At 72.9% G+C, this 18245-nt stretch carries 17 protein-coding genes; 10 read left to right on the forward strand and 7 right to left on the reverse strand.

The annotated features are described in order from the left end of the window. Positions 1-39 precede the first annotated feature (39 nt). The 8 genes from BLV02_RS29450 to BLV02_RS29485 all read left to right on the forward strand — a co-directional run bounded on the left by BLV02_RS29450 (position 40) and on the right by BLV02_RS29485 (position 10217). Positions 40-1584, forward strand: a complete 1545-nt coding sequence (locus tag BLV02_RS29450; RefSeq protein ID WP_069114456.1) for an ABC transporter substrate-binding protein — start codon at positions 40-42, stop codon at positions 1582-1584. A 35-nt stretch (positions 1585-1619) separates the two neighbouring features. Next, positions 1620-2600 (forward strand): ABC transporter ATP-binding protein, encoded by a 981-nt coding sequence (locus BLV02_RS29455; RefSeq protein WP_069114455.1) that lies wholly within the window; start codon positions 1620-1622, stop codon positions 2598-2600. Then, entirely contained in the window at positions 2597-3385 is a 789-nt protein-coding gene (locus tag BLV02_RS29460) for an ABC transporter ATP-binding protein (protein WP_069114454.1), read from the forward strand. The genes BLV02_RS29455 and BLV02_RS29460 overlap by 4 nt, the downstream gene beginning before the upstream one ends. Continuing rightward, positions 3382-5355: an MGH1-like glycoside hydrolase domain-containing protein gene (locus tag BLV02_RS29465; protein WP_069114453.1), complete on the forward strand. Its 1974-nt coding sequence runs from the start codon at positions 3382-3384 to the stop codon at positions 5353-5355. The genes BLV02_RS29460 and BLV02_RS29465 overlap by 4 nt, the downstream gene beginning before the upstream one ends. Next, a complete protein-coding gene (locus BLV02_RS29470) occupies positions 5352-6965 on the forward strand; it encodes an FAD-dependent oxidoreductase (RefSeq protein ID WP_069114452.1) in 1614 nt (537 codons plus the stop codon). Before BLV02_RS29465 ends, BLV02_RS29470 begins: the two co-directional genes overlap by 4 nt. 1 nt (position 6966) lies before the next feature. Then, a complete protein-coding gene (locus tag BLV02_RS29475; protein ID WP_069114451.1) occupies positions 6967-7881 on the forward strand; it encodes a dihydrodipicolinate synthase family protein in 915 nt (304 codons plus the stop codon). Positions 7882-7985: 104 nt separating this feature from the next. Continuing rightward, a complete protein-coding gene (locus tag BLV02_RS29480; RefSeq protein WP_069114450.1) occupies positions 7986-9620 on the forward strand; it encodes an exo-alpha-sialidase in 1635 nt (544 codons plus the stop codon). Positions 9621-9632: 12 nt separating this feature from the next. Continuing rightward, complete coding sequence (locus BLV02_RS29485; protein WP_069114449.1) at positions 9633-10217, forward strand: class I SAM-dependent methyltransferase; 585 nt, start codon at positions 9633-9635, stop codon at positions 10215-10217. Position 10218: 1 nt separating this feature from the next. On the opposite strand, the gene BLV02_RS29490 is transcribed toward BLV02_RS29485, so the two are convergent. The 7 genes from BLV02_RS29490 to BLV02_RS29520 form a co-directional block, all read right to left on the reverse strand. After that, positions 10219-10977 (reverse strand): SDR family NAD(P)-dependent oxidoreductase, encoded by a 759-nt coding sequence (locus BLV02_RS29490; RefSeq protein ID WP_069114448.1) that lies wholly within the window; start codon positions 10975-10977, stop codon positions 10219-10221. A gap of 13 nt (positions 10978-10990) precedes the next feature. Further along, positions 10991-11989, reverse strand: coding sequence for an acetamidase/formamidase family protein (locus tag BLV02_RS29495; protein ID WP_069114447.1), 999 nt, complete (start codon positions 11987-11989; stop codon positions 10991-10993). Between the two features lie 9 nt (positions 11990-11998). Continuing rightward, complete coding sequence (locus BLV02_RS29500) at positions 11999-12289, reverse strand: 4a-hydroxytetrahydrobiopterin dehydratase (RefSeq protein ID WP_069114446.1); 291 nt, start codon at positions 12287-12289, stop codon at positions 11999-12001. A 2-nt stretch (positions 12290-12291) separates the two neighbouring features. Next, on the reverse strand, positions 12292-13080 hold the full coding sequence (locus tag BLV02_RS29505) for a succinate dehydrogenase/fumarate reductase iron-sulfur subunit (protein ID WP_069114445.1): 789 nt from the start codon (positions 13078-13080) through the stop codon (positions 12292-12294). A 24-nt stretch (positions 13081-13104) separates the two neighbouring features. Then, on the reverse strand, positions 13105-14892 hold the full coding sequence (locus tag BLV02_RS29510) for a fumarate reductase/succinate dehydrogenase flavoprotein subunit (protein WP_069114444.1): 1788 nt from the start codon (positions 14890-14892) through the stop codon (positions 13105-13107). Between the two features lie 16 nt (positions 14893-14908). After that, a complete protein-coding gene (locus BLV02_RS29515; RefSeq protein WP_069114443.1) occupies positions 14909-15706 on the reverse strand; it encodes a hypothetical protein in 798 nt (265 codons plus the stop codon). Between the two features lie 77 nt (positions 15707-15783). Further along, positions 15784-16071, reverse strand: a complete 288-nt coding sequence (locus tag BLV02_RS29520; protein WP_069114442.1) for a hypothetical protein — start codon at positions 16069-16071, stop codon at positions 15784-15786. Between the two features lie 199 nt (positions 16072-16270). Between BLV02_RS29520 and BLV02_RS29525 the strand changes: the two genes are divergently transcribed. Both BLV02_RS29525 and BLV02_RS29530 read left to right on the forward strand, forming a co-directional pair. Continuing rightward, on the forward strand, positions 16271-16861 hold the full coding sequence (locus BLV02_RS29525) for a winged helix-turn-helix domain-containing protein (protein ID WP_069114441.1): 591 nt from the start codon (positions 16271-16273) through the stop codon (positions 16859-16861). Beyond that, entirely contained in the window at positions 16858-18084 is a 1227-nt protein-coding gene (locus BLV02_RS29530) for an MFS transporter (protein WP_069114440.1), read from the forward strand. Before BLV02_RS29525 ends, BLV02_RS29530 begins: the two co-directional genes overlap by 4 nt. Positions 18085-18245: the final 161 nt, after the last annotated feature.

Consider the following 18245-nt stretch of genomic DNA (forward strand, 5'->3'; position numbering starts at 1 on the left):
CACAAGCGAATAGAAGACCAGCCACGAAGGAGCCATCCCATGACCCGATTCAGGGGCCGCCGTCTCGCGACGACCGTCGCCGCGGCCGCCGCGCTGCTGCTCGCGGCCTGCTCGACGACCTCCGGCGGCGGTGACGACACCTCCGACGCGGGCGACTCCGGCGAGGCGACCGGCGGCGACGTCGTCGCGGCCGGCACGTACCCGATCGAGAGCCTCGACCCGCACGGCGCCCAGGGCGCCTCGACCGGCACCCAGTTCGCCGGCCAGGCGGTCTTCAGCCGGCTGCTCCGCCCGTCGGCCGACGGCTCGCTGGTCGGCGACCTCGCCGCGGAGTGGACGGCGAACGCCGACGTCACGCAGTGGACGTTCACCCTGCGCGACGACGCCACGTTCAGCGACGGCGAGCCGGTCACGGCCGAGGACGTCGTGGCGTCGTTCGACCGGATGATCGCGCTGGACGGCCCCAACGCCGGCAACTTCCCCGAGTACACGATGACCGCCGCGTCGGACACCGAGGTGACCATCACGTCGCCGGCGCCCGACGCCGCCGTCCCGGGCAAGCTGCTGATCTTCTACGTCATCCCGGCCGGCGTCGCGCCCGACGACACCGCGTTCTTCACCGCACCCGTCGGCTCCGGCCCGTTCACCGTCGGCGCGTTCACCCCGGGCGACTCGCTCGAGCTGGTGCCGAACGAGAGCTACTGGGGCGACGTGCCGCAGGTCGACACCGTCACCGTCCGGAACATCCCGGAGCTGTCGGCGCGCCTGACCGCGCTGCGCACCGGCGAGGTCGACGTCGTCTGGGGCATCCCCGACGACCAGCTGGGCGCGCTGCAGGGCGAGGACACCCTCACGGTCGAGACCGTGCAGAGCACCGCCGTCTACACGATGTGGTTCAACTCCTCGATCCCGGCGCTGACGACGCCGGAGGTGCGGCGGGCGCTGTGGCAGGCGGTCGACTTCGAGACGATCATCTCGACGCTCTACCCGGAGACCGGGGCACTCGCCGACGCGCCGGTGTCGCCGCTGGTGCTCGGCTACTCGCCGCAGGAGCCGGTCGGCCACGACCCCGAGGCGGCCCAGGCGGCGCTGACGGCGGCCGGCTTCGACTTCTCGCAGACGCTGCGGCTGCAGTTCGCCAACGCCGAGTTCCGCCCGTTCATCCAGGCCGTCGTGTCCGACCTCGCCGAGATCGGCGTCACCGTCGAGCCGCTGGAGAAGGAGCAAGCCGTCTTCACCGAGGACCTGCTGGCGCTGAACTGGGACGTCAACTTCCAGCAGCTGGCCACCCCGACGTACGACGCGGCCAGCAACCTCGGCCGCCTCTACACCTGCGCGGCCGGCCGCAACGGCTACTGCAACCCGGAGCTGGACGCGCTGCTCGCCGCCGCCAGCGCCACCAGCGACGAGGCCGAGCGGACCGACCTCTACGGCCAGGCCAGTGAGATCATCTGGCGCGACGCGGTCGGCATGTACCCGATGGCGGTCAGCCTGGCCTACGCCTGGAACAGCGACCTCGAGGGCTTCACCCCCGACCCGAGCGGCCTGCCCGACTTCTCGACGGTGACGGTCTCGGGCTCGTGAGCGAGGTGCGGACGGCGCGAACCGAAGGCGCCCCAGTGGCCCAGCACGAGGCGTTGCTGCGGGTCGACGGTCTGACCGTCGACCTGCCGGGGACGCGGGGCGACGTGCGGGTGGTCGACGGCGTGTCGTTCGACGTGCCGGCCGGCACCACGGTCGGCCTGATCGGGGAGTCCGGCAGCGGCAAGACGATGACCGCCAACGCGATCATCGGGCTGCTGCCGGACGGCGCCCGTACCGGTGGCCGGCTGCTGTGGCGGGGCGAGGACCTGCTGCACGCCGACGGCGCGCGTCGCCGGAAGGCCCGCGGCCACGAGATCTCGATGATCTTCCAGGACCCGCTGGCCGCGCTGAACCCGACGCAGCGGATCGGCCGCCAGGTCGGCGAGATCCTGCGCCGCGACGGCGTCGGGCGGGCCGAGGTGCGCCGTCGCGTGGTCGAGCTGCTGGACCGCGCCGGCGTGCCGGACCCGGCCGAGCGGGCGAACCGCTACCCGCACGAGTTCTCCGGCGGCCTGCGGCAGCGGGCGATGATCGCGCTGGCCCTGGCCGGCAGCCCGTCGCTGCTGCTGGCCGACGAGCCGACGACGGCGCTCGACGTCACCGTCCAGGCCCGCATCCTGACGCTGCTCCAGACGATCCAGCAGGACGAGGGGCTGTCGGTGCTGCTGGTCAGCCACGACCTGCGGGTGGTCGCGAACGTCGCCTCGGAGGTCGTCGTCATGTATGCCGGGCGGGTCGCCGAGCGCGGCCCGGCGCCCGTCGTGCTGCGCCGTCCGGCCCACCCGTACACGAAGGCGCTGGTCCGCAGCGTGCCGGCGGTCCGGACGAAGACGGCGCTGGCCGACCCGCTGCCCGGCGCGCCGGCCACCCCGGCGAACCGGCCGGCCGGCTGCCCGTTCCACCCGCGCTGCCCGATCGCCCGCGATCGCTGCCGCACCGAGGTTCCCGCGGTGCGCGAGGTCGCCCCCGGCCGGGCCGCCGCCTGCCACTTCGCCGAGGAGGTGCTCGCCCCATGACGCTGCTGGAGATCCGCGACCTGCGGGTGACGTTCGGCCGCCGCCGCAACCCGTTCGTGGCCGTCGACGGCGTGAGCCTCGACGTCGCCGCCGAGGAGACCGTGGGACTGGTCGGCGAGTCGGGGTCGGGCAAGACCACCGTCGCGCGCTGCGTCGCCGGGCTGCAGCGGCCCGACGCGGGCACCGTCACGTTCGAGGGCCGGCCGCTGGAGCGGGTCGGGCGCCGCCCGGCCGAGCTGCAGCGCGCCGTGCAGATGGTGTTCCAGGACCCGCGGTCGTCGCTGAACCCGCGCATGAGCATCGCCGCCATCATCGGCGAGGCCTGGCGCACGCACCCGTCGGCGGCGCCGGACGGCGACCGGCACGAGGCGGTCACCGCGCTGCTCGCCGACGTCGGCCTGGACGCCGACGTCGCGTCCCGGCGGCCCGGCGACCTGTCCGGCGGGCAGTGCCAGCGGGTCAGCATCGCCCGCGCGCTGGCCGTCAAACCGCGGCTGCTGGTCTGCGACGAGGCGGTGTCGGCGCTGGACGTCAGCGTGCAGGCGCAGATCCTGCGGCTGCTGGTGGACCTGCGCCGCACCCACCACCTGGCCATGCTGTTCATCTCGCACGACCTCGGCGTCGTGCACCAGATCGCCGACCGCGTCGCCGTCATGCGCCGCGGGCAGATCGTCGAGGAGGGCCCGGCCACCGAGGTGCTGGCGGCGCCGAAGCACGAGTACACCCGCGCGCTGCTGGACGCCGCCCTCGACCTCGACGACGCCGGACCGGCGGTGACGGCATGACGGTCCCCGACCCACGCGGCTGGAACACCTGGGACGTCCGCACCCACACCAGCATGACGCACCTGCCGTCCGGGCTGCGCGTCCGGTTCGGCCTGCTCGACGCCGCCGGGGCGCCCGTGCTGGACGGCTTCACCTGGCGCGACGGGCTGGTCCGGCTCGGCCACCACACCGTCGACGGCTCGTTCGCCGAGGTCACGGTCGAGGCCGGCGGTATGGAGCTGCGGCTGACGATGGCCGGCGGGCCGGGCGACGAGCTGTACGTGCGGGCCGAGTCCGCGGGGACCGTCGTCGTCGACTGGCCGGACGCGACCGGCTGGCGGCTGGACCGCAGCGGCGACGACGTCCTGGTGGCGCCGGCCGACTCGGCGGCGACGGTGAACGAGGTCGCGGCCGTGCTCGAGCAGCGCCGGGCCGCCGCCGACGCCGTCCGGCCCACGTCCGGCGGCTGGTACCGCGACGCCGCCGACGCGCTGACCCGGGCCGTCACCTGGAACACCATCCACGCGCCGGACCTCGACCGCGTCATCACCCCGACCTCGCGCGACTTCGTCAGCGTCGAGCGGCAGGGCTTCTACGGCACCTGGGCGCTGCACGCCTGGGACACCTTCTTCACCGGGCTGGTGGCGAGCGTCGTCGACCGCGACTACGCGCGCGGCATCCTGGCCCAGATCCTCCCGTTCGCCGACGCCGCCGGGATGATCCCGAACCGCGTCAGCGACGAGCGCGGCACCACCTGGGACCGCTCGCAGCCGCCGGTCGGCGCGCTGACCGTGCTGTCGGCGTACCTCGCCGGGGGACTGTCGGACGAGACCCGCGACCACCGGCTGCTGGAGGCGACCTTCCCCGCCCTGCTGGCCTGGCACGACTGGTGGTCGGCCCACCGCATCGGCCCGCACGGCCTGCTGGCCTGGGGCTCGGACCCGGTCGACGGCGACCCGGAGTCGGCCACGCTGGACCGCACCAAGCGCGAGTCGGGCCTGGACGACTCGCCCATGTACGACGAGGCGGCCTACGACCCCGCGACGCACACCATGGACCTCGCCGACGCCGGCCTCAACGCGCTGCACGTCGCCGACGCCGAGGCGCTGGCCGTCATGGCCGGCCGGCTCGGCGACGACGCGACCGCCGCGCGGCTGACCGCCGAGGCCGACGACGCACGCGCCAAGGCGGCGAAGGCGTTCTGGGACGACGACGCGCACGCCTACCGCAACCTGCGCGCCGACGGCAGCCACGACCCACACGTCTCGCCGACGCTGCTCTACCCGCTGCTCGGCGGCTTCCCGACGACGGCCGAGACGGCGCGGGAGATCGCCGACGCGCTGCTCGCGCCGGACGTCCTCGGCGGCGACCGGCCGCTGCCCAGCGTCGCCCGCAACGACTCCGGCTTCGCCGCCACCTACTGGCGCGGCCGCATCTGGGCGCCGATGGCCTACCTCGCCGTCCAGGGGCTGCGCCGCTACGACCTGCGCGACCACAGCCGCGCGGTGAGCGGCGCGCTGCTGGAGCTGTTCCTCGCCGAGTGGGAGACGCACAGCGCGGTCCGGGAGAACTACCCGGCCTTCGACGGCGAGGACCTCACCGGGTTCCAGCAGCGCTCGGACGGGCTGATGGCGTGGGGCGGGCTGCTGGCCCACCTGGCCTTCGGCGAACTGGCCGAGGCCCGGCCGGACGGCTGGCGCTTCGCCCATCCCGGGCACGCGGCCGAGCTGGCGAACCTGCCGCTCGGCGACGGCCGGCTGACGGTGACGGCGGGCGACCGCCTGGTCGTCACGCTCGACGGCGCCGTCCTGCTCGACGCCGGCCCGGGCGTCGTCGTCACCGCGTACCGGCGTACGTCCGACGAGGTCAGCGCCACCGTCTCCGGCACCGGGGACATCCGCATCACCGGCACACAAGGCGAGCCGCAAGCCGTCACCGTCGACGGCGGCACCCGGCACGTCCAGTTCGTCAGAGAGGGAACACCCGCGTGAGCAGTGAGACGGCAACGACGACCGACATCCTCGTGGTGGGCGGTGGGCTCGGCGGCGTCGCCGCGGCCCTCGCGGCACTGCGGCGAGGCAGGTCCGTCCTGCTCACCGAGGAGACCGACTGGATCGGCGGCCAGCTGACCAGCCAGGGCGTCCCGCCGGACGAGCACACCTGGATCGAGCGGTTCGGCAGCACCCGCAGCTATCGCGAGCTGCGCGAGAACATCCGGGCCTACTACCGCACCTGGTACCCGCTGGCCGACTGGGCCCGCGAGGCGCGCGACCTCAACCCCGGCCAGGGCCGGGTCAGCCGGCTGTGCCACGAGCCGCGGGTGGGCGCCGCCGTGCTGGAGGCGATGGTGGCGCCGTGGATCGCGGCCGGCCGGCTGCGCGTCCTGTACCGGCACCGCCCGGTGGCCGCCAGCGTCGACGGCGACCGCGTCACCGCCGTCGTGGTGGAGGGCCCGGACGGCGACCGGCTGGAGGTGCGCGCCCTGTACGTCCTGGACGCGACCGAGCTGGGCGACCTGCTGCCGCTCACCGGCACCGAGCACGTCACCGGCTTCGAGTCGCGGCACGACACCGGCGAGCCGAGCGCGCCGGACGAGGCGAAGCCGGACAACATGCAGGCGTTCTCGTGGGTGTTCGCGGTCGACCACCGGGCCGGCGAGGACCACACCGTCGACCGGCCGGCCGGGTACGCCGCCTGGCGCGAGTACCAGCCGCCGAAGTGGCCGAACCCGCTGATCAGCCTGCGTGCGCCGGACCCGCGGACGCTCCAGCCGTTCGAGCGGGCGTTCCTGCCCAACGGCGACACCGGCCCGGTCGTGGCCGACCAGTCCAAGGACCCCGGCGACCGCGAGCTGTGGGCGTTCCGGCGCATCGTCGCGCGGTCGGTGTTCCGGCCCGGCTTCGCCGACAGCGACGTCACCGTCGTCAACTGGCCGATGATCGACTACCTGCCCGGCCCGCTGATCGGCGTCAGCGACGAGGAGCGCGACAAGCACCTCGCCGGTGCCCGCGAGCTGTCGATGTCGATGCTCTACTGGCTGCAGACGGAGGCGCCGCGGCCCGACGGCGGCACCGGCTGGCCCGGGCTGCGGCTGCGCGGCGACGTCATGGGCACGACGGACGGGCTGGCGAAGGCGCCGTACATCCGCGAGTCGCGGCGCATCCTGCCGCGTCGGCGCGTGGTCGAGCAGGACCTGTCGCTGGCGGTCCGCGGCGACGCCGGAGCGGTGCAGTACCCGGACTCCGTCGGCGTCGGCATGTACCGCATCGACCTGCACCCGTCGACCGGCGGCGACACCTACATCGACGTCGCCAGCAGCCCGTTCCAGATCCCGCTCGGCGCGTTGCTGCCGCAGCGGGTGCGCAACCTGCTGCCGGCCGGCAAGAACATCGGCACGACGCACATCACCAACGGCTGCTACCGGCTGCACCCGGTGGAGTGGAACGTCGGCGAGGTGGCCGGCGCGCTGGCCGCGCACTGCCTGGCCGGCGGGCTGGAGCCGGGTCAGGTGCACGAGTCCGGCGACCGGCTGGCCGCGTTCCAGGACGAGCTGGCGACCGACGGCGTCGAGCTGGCCTGGCCGCAGGTGAAGGGGTACTGACATGAATGGCCGAGACCTCCTCGGCGGCGTCATGGTCCCGCTGGTGACGCCCATGAGCGCGCCCGGCGAGCCGTCTGCCGCCGCGGCCTACGACCTGCTCGACGCGCTGGCGCAGGCCGGCGCGCGCAGCCTCATGCTGTTCGGCAGCAACGGCGAGGGCCCGCTGCTGCCGACGTCGTCCCTGACGGAGTTCGCCGCCGGTGTCGCTGCGCGCTGGCGCGAGCTGACCGGCGACGGACCGGTGCTGGTCAACGTGACGGCGGCCGGCACCGCCGAGGCGCTCGAGCGGGCCGCCGCCGTGCGCCTGGCCGAGCCGGACGCGCTCGTCGTCAGCCCGCCGATCTACTTCAAGCACCGCGACGACGAGGTGGTCGCCCACTTCGCCGCGTTCGCCGATCTCGGCATACCGGTGGTCGCGTACAACGTGCCGAGTTACAGCGTGCCGATGACGCCCCCGGTGCTCGACGAGGTGCTGGCGATGCCGCACGTCATCGGCATCAAGGACAGCTCCGGCGACCTCGCGCTGCTGGGCCACCTGGTCGCCGCGGCCCGCCGCCGCCCCGACGTCGGGGTCAGCCAGGGCTCGGAGACGCAGCTGGTCGCCGGGCTGGAGGCGGGCGCCGACGGCATCGTGCCCGGCATCGCGAACCTCGCGCCGGTGCTGTGCGTGGAGCTGTACGACGCGTACCGGGCCGGGCGCACTGCCGCCGCCGACGCCGCGCAGGAGACCTCCGACCGCGTGCTCGCGCTGCACACCGTCCGCCGGGGCGTGCCCGCCGTCAAGGCCGTCCTCGCCGCCCGCGGCCTGTGCCCGCCGCACGTCGCGGCCCCGTTCGTCCCCGCGAGCCCGGCCGAACGCGCCGGGCTGCTGGACCTGCTCCGCCCGCTCGACGCCCACCTGATCGCCCCCCGTTGACCCCCGCCGCTTTGCAATGAGCACACATACGCACCGGCCCGCAGTGGTGCGTAGTGGTGCTCATTGCAAAGCGGGCCGGAGCGACTCGACCAAAGGAGCTCGCCATGGAAGGCACTTCGATCAGCCGTCGCACCCTCGTTCTCGGCACCGCCGCCGCCGGCGTGCTGGCCTCGGCCACGCCGTCGTTCGCCGCCGCCGGCCCCGCCGAGGGCGAGTTCCAGGAGTCGCTGGTGTTCCAGGCCGGCGACGACGGCCTGGCCGTCTTCCACGTCTTCGGCCTGACGACGACGGTGGCCGGCTCCGTGCTGGCCTTCGCCGAGGCCCGCATCGGCCCGCACGACTCCGACCCTCACCATCTCGCCGTCCGCCGCAGCCGCGACGGTGGCCGGACGTGGGGCCCACTCGGCTACGTGCGCCGCTCCGACGGCGTCCAGTCCTTCATCAACCCGACGCCGCTGGTCGACCGCGAGTCCGGCCGGATCTTCCTGTTCCACGCCGAGTGCTTCCGCGACGCCGGCAACACCGGCGGATCCCCGGACAGCTCCCGGTTGTACGTCGTGACCAGCGACGACGACGGCGAGACGTGGTCCGAGCCCACCGATCTGACCCACTTGTTCGACGGCGACCCGAACGGGCAGACGCTGCACATGCCCGGCCCCGGCCACGGCCTGCAGCTGGCCGACGGCCGCCTGATGCTGCAGGTCTGGCACCGCCGCGCCATCGCGTTCCCGGTCGCCGAGCGGCGCTACGGCGTCACCGTCATCCACAGTGACGACGGCGGCGCCGGCTGGCAGGCCGGCGGCGGCGTCCCGCTGGACGGCGCCTACCCGCTGAACGAGGCGCGGCTGATCGAGCGGCCGGACGGCGCACTGGTGGTGCTCGGCCGGTACGCCTCCGGCGGCACGCACCCGCGCATCGTCTCCGTCAGCACCGACCGCGGCGCCACCTGGTCGCCGCCGGTGCTGGACGCGGCGACCCGGCCGGTCAACGCGATCGACACCGGCATCGCCCGGCTCACCGGGCTGGGCGCGCGGGAGGACAGCCGCCTCGTGTTCTCGCGCACCGACTCGCCGACCCGGCGGAACATGACCGTCTCGATCTCCTACGACGAGGGCATGAGCTGGCCGTACAGCCGGGTCCTGACCGAGGGCCCGGCGTCGTACTCCGACACCGTCGCGCTGCCCGACGGGCGCGTCGGCGTGCTGTACGGGCGCGAGCACGTCCCGGGCGTGACGACCAGCTTCTCGCGCGACATCGTGTTCGCGACGTTCGACCTCGCCTGGCTGACGTCCGGCGCCGACACCGGCCGCCGCGGCCCGGCGACGCGGCTGTCGTTCGAGGTCGAGTCGCTGCCGCTGACCGCGACGCCCGGCGTCACCGTCAACCGCCCGGCCGACCCGAACGCCAGCGGCGGCGCCCGCGTCGAGGTGCTGGCCACCGACTACGACCAGTACGTCGAGGCCACCATCGAGATCACGCGGGGCGGCCAGTACGACCTCGACGCGCGGTTCCGGCACCTGCCCAACGGCGGGGTCGTCGTCATCGACGTCGACGGCACCCGGCTGGGCGGCCCGATCGACACGTCGACGGTGTCGGTGCGGTCCTTCCGGACCGAGCGGGTCGGCCGGGTCGCGCTCGGCCGCGGCCGGCACACCGTCCGCTTCACCGTCGTCGACAAGCAGGTCGACTCCAGCGGTGTCCGGTTCAGTCCCGACCTCATCGGGCTGGTGCTCGCGTGATGTGATGGTGGGGTGGCGAAGCCGACGCGCTGGTTGTCCGAGACCAAAGAGGGCCACTCGCAGTGGTACATCGAGCGGTTCCGCAAGCTCGCGGCCGACGGCGCCGACCTCGCCGGTGAGGCGCGGCTGGTCGACGCCATGCTGCCGCGCGGCGCACGTGTCCTCGACGCCGGCAGCGGCACCGGGCGCATCTCCGCCGCCCTGCACGAACGCGGTCACATCGTCGTCGGCGTCGACGTCGACCCCGCGCTGATCGAGGCGGCGCGGACCGACTATCCGGGTCCGCGCTACCTCGTCGGCGACCTCTCCGAGCTGGACCTCGGCGAGACCTTCGACGGCGCCGTCCTGGCCGGCAACGTGCTGGTGTTCGTCGCCCCGGGGACGGAGACCGAGGTGCTGCGGCGGGTCGGCGCGCACGTCGTGCCGGACGGCTTCGTGGTGGCCGGCTTCCACACCAACCGGCACCTCGCCCTGGCCGACTTCGACCGCTACGCCGCCGACGCCGGGCTGCGGCTGGAGCACCGCTTCGCCACCTGGGACCTCCGCGCCTGGCACGACGACGCCGACTTCGCCGTCAGCGTGCTGCGGCACGCCTGAACTAGACCTGGATGCCTCGGGTCAGGGCGCCGTCGACGACGAGGTTGGCGCCGCTGACGCGGCCGGCCACAGGGCTGGCGAGGAAGACCACCGGCGCGGCGATCTCCTGCGGCGTGCCCATGTGGCCGGTCGGGTTGAGGCCCACCGCCGTCTGGTAGAGGCCGGGGTTGCCGGTCTCGATGCTCGCCCAGACACCGCCGTCGAAGTAGGTGTTGCCGGGCGACACGGCGTTGGCGCGGATGCCCTTCTCGGCCAGCTGCAGGGCCAGCCCGCTGACGTAGCCGAGGATGGCGGTCTTGGCCGTGCCGTACGGCCCGGAGGCGAAGTCGGACTCGCGGCCCGACACGCTGGAGATGGCGATGATCGACGGCATCGACGAGCGCTCGAGGTGCGGGAGCGCCGCCCGGACCAGCCGGACCGTGTGCATGACGTCGACGTTCAGGCTGAGCTGCCAGTTCTCCTCGGTGTCGGGGATGGCCAGCGCGCTGACGTTCGCCACCACGGTGTCGAGGCCGCCGAACGCCGCGGCCGACCGGTCGACCCACGCGGCGAGCGCCTCGCCGTCGCCGACGTCGACCACGCTGCCGGTGACGTCGCCGCGGCCGGCGAGCGCCTGCTGCGTGGCGCTGACGGCGTCGGCGTCGCGCGCGCAGAAGCCGACCGTGGCGCCTTCGTCGAGGAACGCCTCGACGATGGCCCGGCCGATGCCGCGGGTGCCGCCGGTGACGAGGACGCGAGCGCCGTTGAGCTGCAGATCCATGGCAGGCCTTTCGTCAGTGGAGGGTCAGAGCGCGGGTCCGCAGGTCGGCGTGGATGCCGCCGAACGCGTCGGCGGCCGGCAGCAGCGCCTTCGCCGCCTTGACCACGACGCTGTAGTTGGCGTCGACGACGTTGGCGATGGGCGCCTCGGCCAGCTGCGAGCACAGCTGGTAGGCGTCCATGGTGTGCAGGCCGTACAACTCGGCGACCCAGTGCACCAGCTCGGCGTTACCGATGCGCCAGGAGTCTTCCAGCGGGCGGCTCGACCCGACCGTCATCCAGTGCGCGTCGTCCTCGAGCCGCGGCCAGCCCGGCGCACCGCCCTTGACGAGGTCGACGATGAGCGTCGTGGTCATGGCGCCCTCGACGGCGGTGCCGCAGGCCTCGCCCTCGCCCTGGCGGTAGTGGCCGTCGCCGACGGAGAACAGCGCCCCCTCGACGTTCACGCCGAGGAAGACCGTGGTGCCGGCCCGCATCTGCGGGGTGTCCATGTTGCCGCCGAAGCGGTCGGGCACCAGCGACGAGCGCACCTCGCCGCCGGCCGGCGCCACCCCGACGGTGCCGAGCATGGGCGCGACCGGCAGCTCGATGCGGTGGTCGCTGTGCCGGGCCACGAACGCCACGGTGTCGCGGTCGCGGTCGAGCTCGTAGATCCAGGTGGTGTCGGGCAGCGCCTCTTGCAGCGTGACGACGCGGTCGGTGCTGGTCATGCCGCCGAAGAACGGGATGGCCGCCGACGCGCCCCAGTCGCGGGCCGGCTCGAGCGCGGCCAGGTGCAGCACCAGGGTGTCGCCCGGCTCGGCGCCCTCGACGTAGAACGGCCCGGTCTGCGGGTTGACGAACCGGAGGTCGACCTTGGCGCTGGAGAGGTCGTCGGGCGAGCGCAGGACGCCGCCGAACGCGTCGTCGGACCACAGCCGCAGCGCGGTGCCCGGCTTGACACGCAGCACCGGGGCCACGCCGCCGAAGGTGTAGGCGTACTGCTCGCGCGGCGTGTACTCGATGACGTCCATGTCGGGACGCTACCGTGCCCCGTGCCGCTCCGCGATGTCGCTGATGACACCGGCGAGGTCGGTGTCCTTCCGCGTCACGCCGCCCTCGGAGTGGGTGACCAAGGTGAACGTCACCTTCCGCCAGCGGATGTCGATGTCGGGGTGGTGGTCGGCCGCCTCGGCCGCCACCGCGACCTCGTCGACGACGCGGACGCCGGTCGGGAAGTCGGGCGCCTCGACCGTGCGGCTGATGCCGGACCGGTCGCCGGCCCAGCCGGGCAGCCCTTCGAGGGCTGCCCGGATCTCGTCGTCGTCGAGCATCGTCACTCCGTCTGCGACTGGGGGACCTGCGCCTCGGGCAGCTGGTCGCGGCGGAAGATCTTCCGGCCGAGCCAGGTGACCGGGTCGTAGGACCGGTCGACGACGCGCTCCTTCATCGGGATGATCGCGTTGTCGGTGATGTGGATGCCCTCCGGGCACACCTCGGTGCAGCACTTGGTGATGTTGCACATGCCGATGCCGGCCTGCTCGCGCGCCAGCTCACGGCGGTCGTTGGTGTCCAGCGGGTGCATCTCCAGCTCGGCGTAGCGCAGGAAGAAGCGCGGGCCGGAGAAGGACTGCTTGTTCTCCTCGTGGTCACGGATGACGTGACACACGTCCTGGCACAGGAAGCACTCGATGCACTTGCGGAACTCCTGGCCGCGCTCGACGTCGACCTGCTGCATGCGGTACTGGCCGTCGGCCGGCCGCGGCTCCGGCGCGAACGCCGGGACCGTCTCGGCCACCTTGTAGTTGTACGAGACGTCGGTGACGAGGTCGCGGACGACGGGGAAGGTGCGCAGCGGCGTCACCGTCACCGTCTCGCCCTCCTCGAACGTCGACAGCCGGGTCATGCAGGCCAGCCGCGGCCGGCCGTTGATCTCGGTGCTGCACGAGCCGCACTTGCCGGCCTTGCAGTTCCACCGCACCGCGAGGTCGCCGGACTGCGTGGCCTGGATGCGGTGCAGTGCGTCGAGGACCACCTCGCCCTCCTCGACGGGGACGGTGTAGTCCACCAGGTCCCCGCCGGTGGCGTCGCCCCGCCACACCTTCATCTTCAGGTCGTATCCCACTTCACGCCTCCTCGGCGATCACATCTAGTTGAAGAGCTCGCGCAGGTCGTCGGGCATCTGGGGCAGCGGCTCGCGGGTGATGCCGACGGCCTCGCCGTCGAGGCGGCAGTGCAGGTTGAGCTTGCCCCAGGCGTCGTCGGTGGCGGGGTAGTCGTTGCGGGTGTGCCCGCCGCGGCTCTCCGTGCGCTCCAGCGCCGCCCGCGCGATGCACTCGCTGACCCGCAGCATGTTGCGCAGGTCCAGCGCCAGGTGCCAGCCCGGGTTGTACTGACGGTGCCCCTCGACGCTGAGCCGGGTGATCCGCTCGCGCAGACCGGCCAGCTGGGTCAGCGCCCGCTCCATCTCCTCGGCGGTGCGGATGATGCCGACCAGGTTGTGCATGACCTCCTGGAGGTCGTGCTGGACGGTGTACGGGTTCTCGCCGCCCTCGATGCTGAACGGCGCCAGCGCGTGCTCGGACGCCGCGCGGATCTCCTCGTCGCTGATCGTCGGCCGGTCCCCGCGCCGGACCACCGCGTAGGCCGCGTTGAGCCCCGTCCGCCGGCCGAAGACCAGCAGGTCGGAGAGCGAGTTGCCACCCAGGCGGTTGGCGCCGTGCATGCCTCCGGCCACTTCGCCCGCGGCGTACAGGCCCTCGACCGACGACTCGCCGGTGTCGGGGTCGACCGCCACGCCGCCCATGACGTAGTGGCAGGTCGGGCCGACCTCCATCGGCTCGGCCGTGATGTCGACGTCGGCCAGCTCCTTGAACTGGTGGTACATCGACGGCAGCCGGCGGCGGATGTACTCGGGCGTGCGGCGCGAGGCGATGTCGAGGAACACGCCGCCGTGCGGTGAGCCGCGACCGGCCTTGACCTCGGCGTTGATGGCGCGGGCGACTTCGTCGCGGGGGAGCAGCTCCGGTGGCCGGCGGTTGTTCGTCTTGTCCTCGTACCAGCGGTCGGCCTCCTCCTCGGAGTCCGCCGTCTCGGCCTTGAAGAACTCGGGGATGTAGTCGAACATGAACCGGCGGCCCTCGCTGTTGCGCAGCACGCCGCCGTCACCGCGGACCGACTCGGTGACCAGGATCCCCTTCACCGACGGCGGCCAGACCATGCCCGTCGGGTGGAACTGGACGAACTCCATGTTCACCAGGCTGGCGCCGGCCTCCAGCGCCAGCGCGTGACCGTCGCCGGTGTACTCCCACGAGTTCGACGTCACCTTGTACGACTTGCCGATGCCGCCGGTGGCCAGCACGACCGACGGCGCGTCGAAGGCGATGAACCGGCCCGACTCGCGCCAGTAGCCGAACGCGCCGGCGATGCGGCCGTCGCTCTTCACCAGCTTCGTGACGGTGCACTCCATGAACACCTCGATGCCGAGGGCCACGGCGCGCTGCTGCAGCGTGCGGATCAGCTCGAGGCCGGTGCGGTCGCCGACGTGCGCCAGCCGGGCGTAGCGGTGGCCGCCGAAGTCGCGCTGCGAGATCAGGCCGTCGGGGGTGCGGTCGAACAGCGCTCCCCACTCCTCCAGCTCGCGGACGCGGTCGGGCGCCTCCTGCGCGTGCAACTGCGCCATCCGCCAGTGGTTGAGCATCTTCCCGCCACGCATGGTGTCGCGGAAATGCACCTGCCAGTTGTCCTCTTTCCACACGTTCGCCATGGCGGCGGCGATGCCGCCCTCGGCCATGACGGTGTGCGCCTTGCCCAGCAGTGACTTGCAGACGATGCCGACCTTCGCGCCCGCGTCGTGGGCCGCGATGGCCGCCCGCAGCCCGGCGCCGCCGGCGCCGACCACGAGCACGTCGAAGCTGTGGCGTTCGATTTCAGCCATGGTGTCGCTCTGCTCCTCAGAAGAACCGCGGGTCGGACCAGGTGCCGGACGCGACCATCCAGATGTAGAAGTCGGTGAAGGCCACCCAGACCAGGGACGCCCACGCCAGCTGCGCGTGCCGCCCGTTGAGGACCGATACCCCGCCCCAGAGGCGGTACCGCACCGGGTGCTTGGAGAAGTTGCGCAGCCGTCCGCCGATGATGTGCCGGCACGAGTGGCACGACAGGCTGTACAGACCCAGCAGCACCGCGTTGACCACGAGGATCAACGAGCCCAGCCCCATGTGCCCCCACTCGCCCTCGGGCGACTTGAAGCTCATGACCGCGTCGTAGGTCAGCAGCACGTTGTACGCCAGCGCGATGTACAGCGCGTAGCGGTGCACGTTCTGCAGGATCAGCGGGAACCGCGTCTCGCCGGTGTAGCGGCGGTGCGGCTCGCCGACGGCGCAGGCCGGCGGCGACATCCAGAACGAGCGGTAGTAGGCCTTGCGGTAGTAGTAGCAGGTCAGCCGCAGGCTCAGCGGGATGACGAGGATCAGCACCGCCGGCGAGAACGGCCACCAGTCGCCCACCCAGGTGCCCAGGTGGCGGGAGCCGTCGACGCATTCCGTCGTGACGCACGGCGAGTAGAGCGGCGTCAGGTACGGCTCGGCGAAGTAGTGCTGTCCGGAGAAGGCCCGGTACGTCGCGTAGACCACGAAGGCGAGCAGCACCAGCGCGGTGAACGTGGGGTAGAGCCACCAGCGGTCCGTGCGCAGGGTGCGGGCGGCGATTCGGGCCCGGGTCGGAGACTTGATTCCGGTGGGGGCGGCCATGTCTTCTGAACGCTCTTTTCAGAGAACGGGGAGGGGGACGGGGACGGTTGCGGCCTCGCGCGGCGGCGGTCAGCCGGTCATGGGGCCCGCCGGTCGGGGGCGCCCAGGCCTTCGTCCTCGGCGCCGGCCCACATGCTCGGGTCGTACGGCTCGTCAGGGACGATCTCCAGCTGCCTGACCGGATGCGGCCGGTGGCCGGGCTGCGGCTCGCCGAGCTCGGCAAGGTCGTCGCCGAGCCGGACCACGTCGCTGACCAGCCGCCGGACGCCGAGGGTGTCGCCGTAATGGAGTCGCAGGGTGGCCACCGCCGCGTCGAGCGCGGACACGGCCTCGGCCACTGCGGCCCGGCTCTCGGACACTCCCATCACTGCCTCCCGCGAGCGTCGGCGGTCGCGATAGGCGGCAGCCTCGCACGGGTGCGGCCCCGAATCCAGGGGTTGTCTGCGATGGGATGAACGTCACACGGCAGTTCTCTTGATTTTCCGGACGATCTTGTTGTGTAAATGGCGACAGCATGCAAACACATGCTTGCAAAGAAGTGTTGGCATTGGTTACCGTGCGGGCATGCCGGAGGCACCGAGACGTCGCATCGACGTCACCACGCTGCGCGGGCTCGCGCACCCGCTGCGCGTGCAGCTCTACGACGCGCTGGTCACGTACGGCCCGGCCACGGCCACCATGCTGGCCGAGCGGTTCGCCGAGAGCACCGGCTCCACCAGCTACCACCTGCGGCAGCTGGCCAAGCACGGGTTCGTCGAGGAAGACCCCACCCGCGGGGCCGGCCGCGAGCGGTACTGGCGCGCCTACCCCGGCGGCACCGAGCTCGACAGCTACGAGCTGTCCGGCGGCGGCAGCGGCGAGGCCGCCCGGCTGGTGGTCGACGAGTTCCGGCGCGTGCAGTCGGCCCGCCTCGGGCACTGGCTGTCGGCCGGTTACCTCCAGGTCCCGCGCGAGTGGGGCCAGGCCACCGTCAACTCGACGGCGCACCTGCGGCTGCGGGTCGACGAGCTGGCCGCGCTCAGCAACGACCTCGTCGCGGTCCTCGACGCCTGGCACGAACGGACCGACGGCCGCGAGCCTGAGGGTGGCGACGACGCCCGCATCGTCGAGGTGCAGGTGCACACCTTCCCGGTCGCCGGCCAGGACCTCCCGTGACGGTCGCCACCGCGCCGGCCCGCGGGCTCGGGCCGGCGTTCGGCCGGTTGTGGGGCGCCGGCACCGGCGCCAACCTGTCCGACGGGTTCGCGGCCACGGCCGCGCCGCTGCTGGCCGCCTCGCTGACCCGCGATCCCGTCATCATCTCCGTGGTCGGCGTCGCGCAGTTCCTGCCGTGGCTGCTGTTCGGCGTGCTGTCCGGCAGCGTCGTCGATCGCTTCGACCGGCGCCGGGTCGCGGCCGTCGCCTGCGGCGTGCGCGCGGTGGTCGCGGCCGCGGTGTGCCTGTTGGTCGCGACCGACCACATGGTCATCGCCGTGCTCATCGGCGCGGTGTTCGTGTTCGGCGCGTTCGAGACCGTGGCCGACGGCTCGCTGCAGGCCATGGTGCCGGCCGTGGCCGGGCGCGACGGCCTGGTCCGGGCCAACAGCCGGTTCCAGGCCACCGAGGTCGTCGCCCAGAACTTCGTCGCCGCGCCGCTGGCCGGGGTGCTGTTCGCGGTGGCGGCCGCGCTGCCGTTCGTCGTGCACTCCGCCGGCTACGTGGTCGCCGCCGTCCTCGTCCTGACGCTGCCGGTGAGCGCCGCCCGGCCGCCGCGCGCCGACCTCGAGCCGAAGGAGCCGCTGACCCGCCGGTCGCTGGCCGAGGGCATCAGGTTCCTGCTCGGCCACCCGGTGCTGAGCCGGCTGTGGGCGGTCAACATCGTGCTCGCGGTGTTCAACGCGCTGGCCCAGGCGGTCTTCGTCCTCTATGTCCTGGACGAGCTCGGCCTGCCCGACGCCGTGTACGGCCTGTTCGCCATGGCGGCGGCCGTCGGCGCCGTGCTCGGCGCGTTGCTCGTGCCCCGGCTGGTCCAGCGGTGGGGCCGTGAACCGCTGATGATCACGTCCGTGCTGGTGACCGGCGCGTCGTACGCGCTGTGCGGGTTCGTGCCGCACCCGGTGGCCGCGGCCGCCGGCATGGTCGGCGCCGGGCTCAGTGTCGCGGGGTGGAACGTCCTCAGCGTCACCATCCGCCAGGAGCTGGTGCCGAGCCGGCTGCTCGGCCGTACTCACGGCGCGTGGCGGGCCTTCGGCTGGGGGCTGATGCCACTCGGCACGCTGGCCGGCGGCCTGCTCGGCGCGGTCGACCTCCGGCTGCCATTCATCGTGGGTGGAATCGGAATCGCCGCCGCAGCATTGGGGGTGCGCCGAACGTTTTCCGTCCTGTCCAAGACGGATTAGACAGGAGAATTTCCCGGAAGGTTCGTGTCCGATCCGTTGTGATTTCGTAGCCTGCCGCCCCAGTTGGGTTGCAGGTCAGTAACGGCGCGCCCTCCCACCTTGTGTGTACGTCAGGACCGGTGATGGTCTTAGCCACACTCATTCTGCGATCCTTGCGATCC

It is taken from the genome of Jiangella alba (genome assembly GCF_900106035.1).
Classification (GTDB): Bacteria; Actinomycetota; Actinomycetes; order Jiangellales; family Jiangellaceae; genus Jiangella; species Jiangella alba.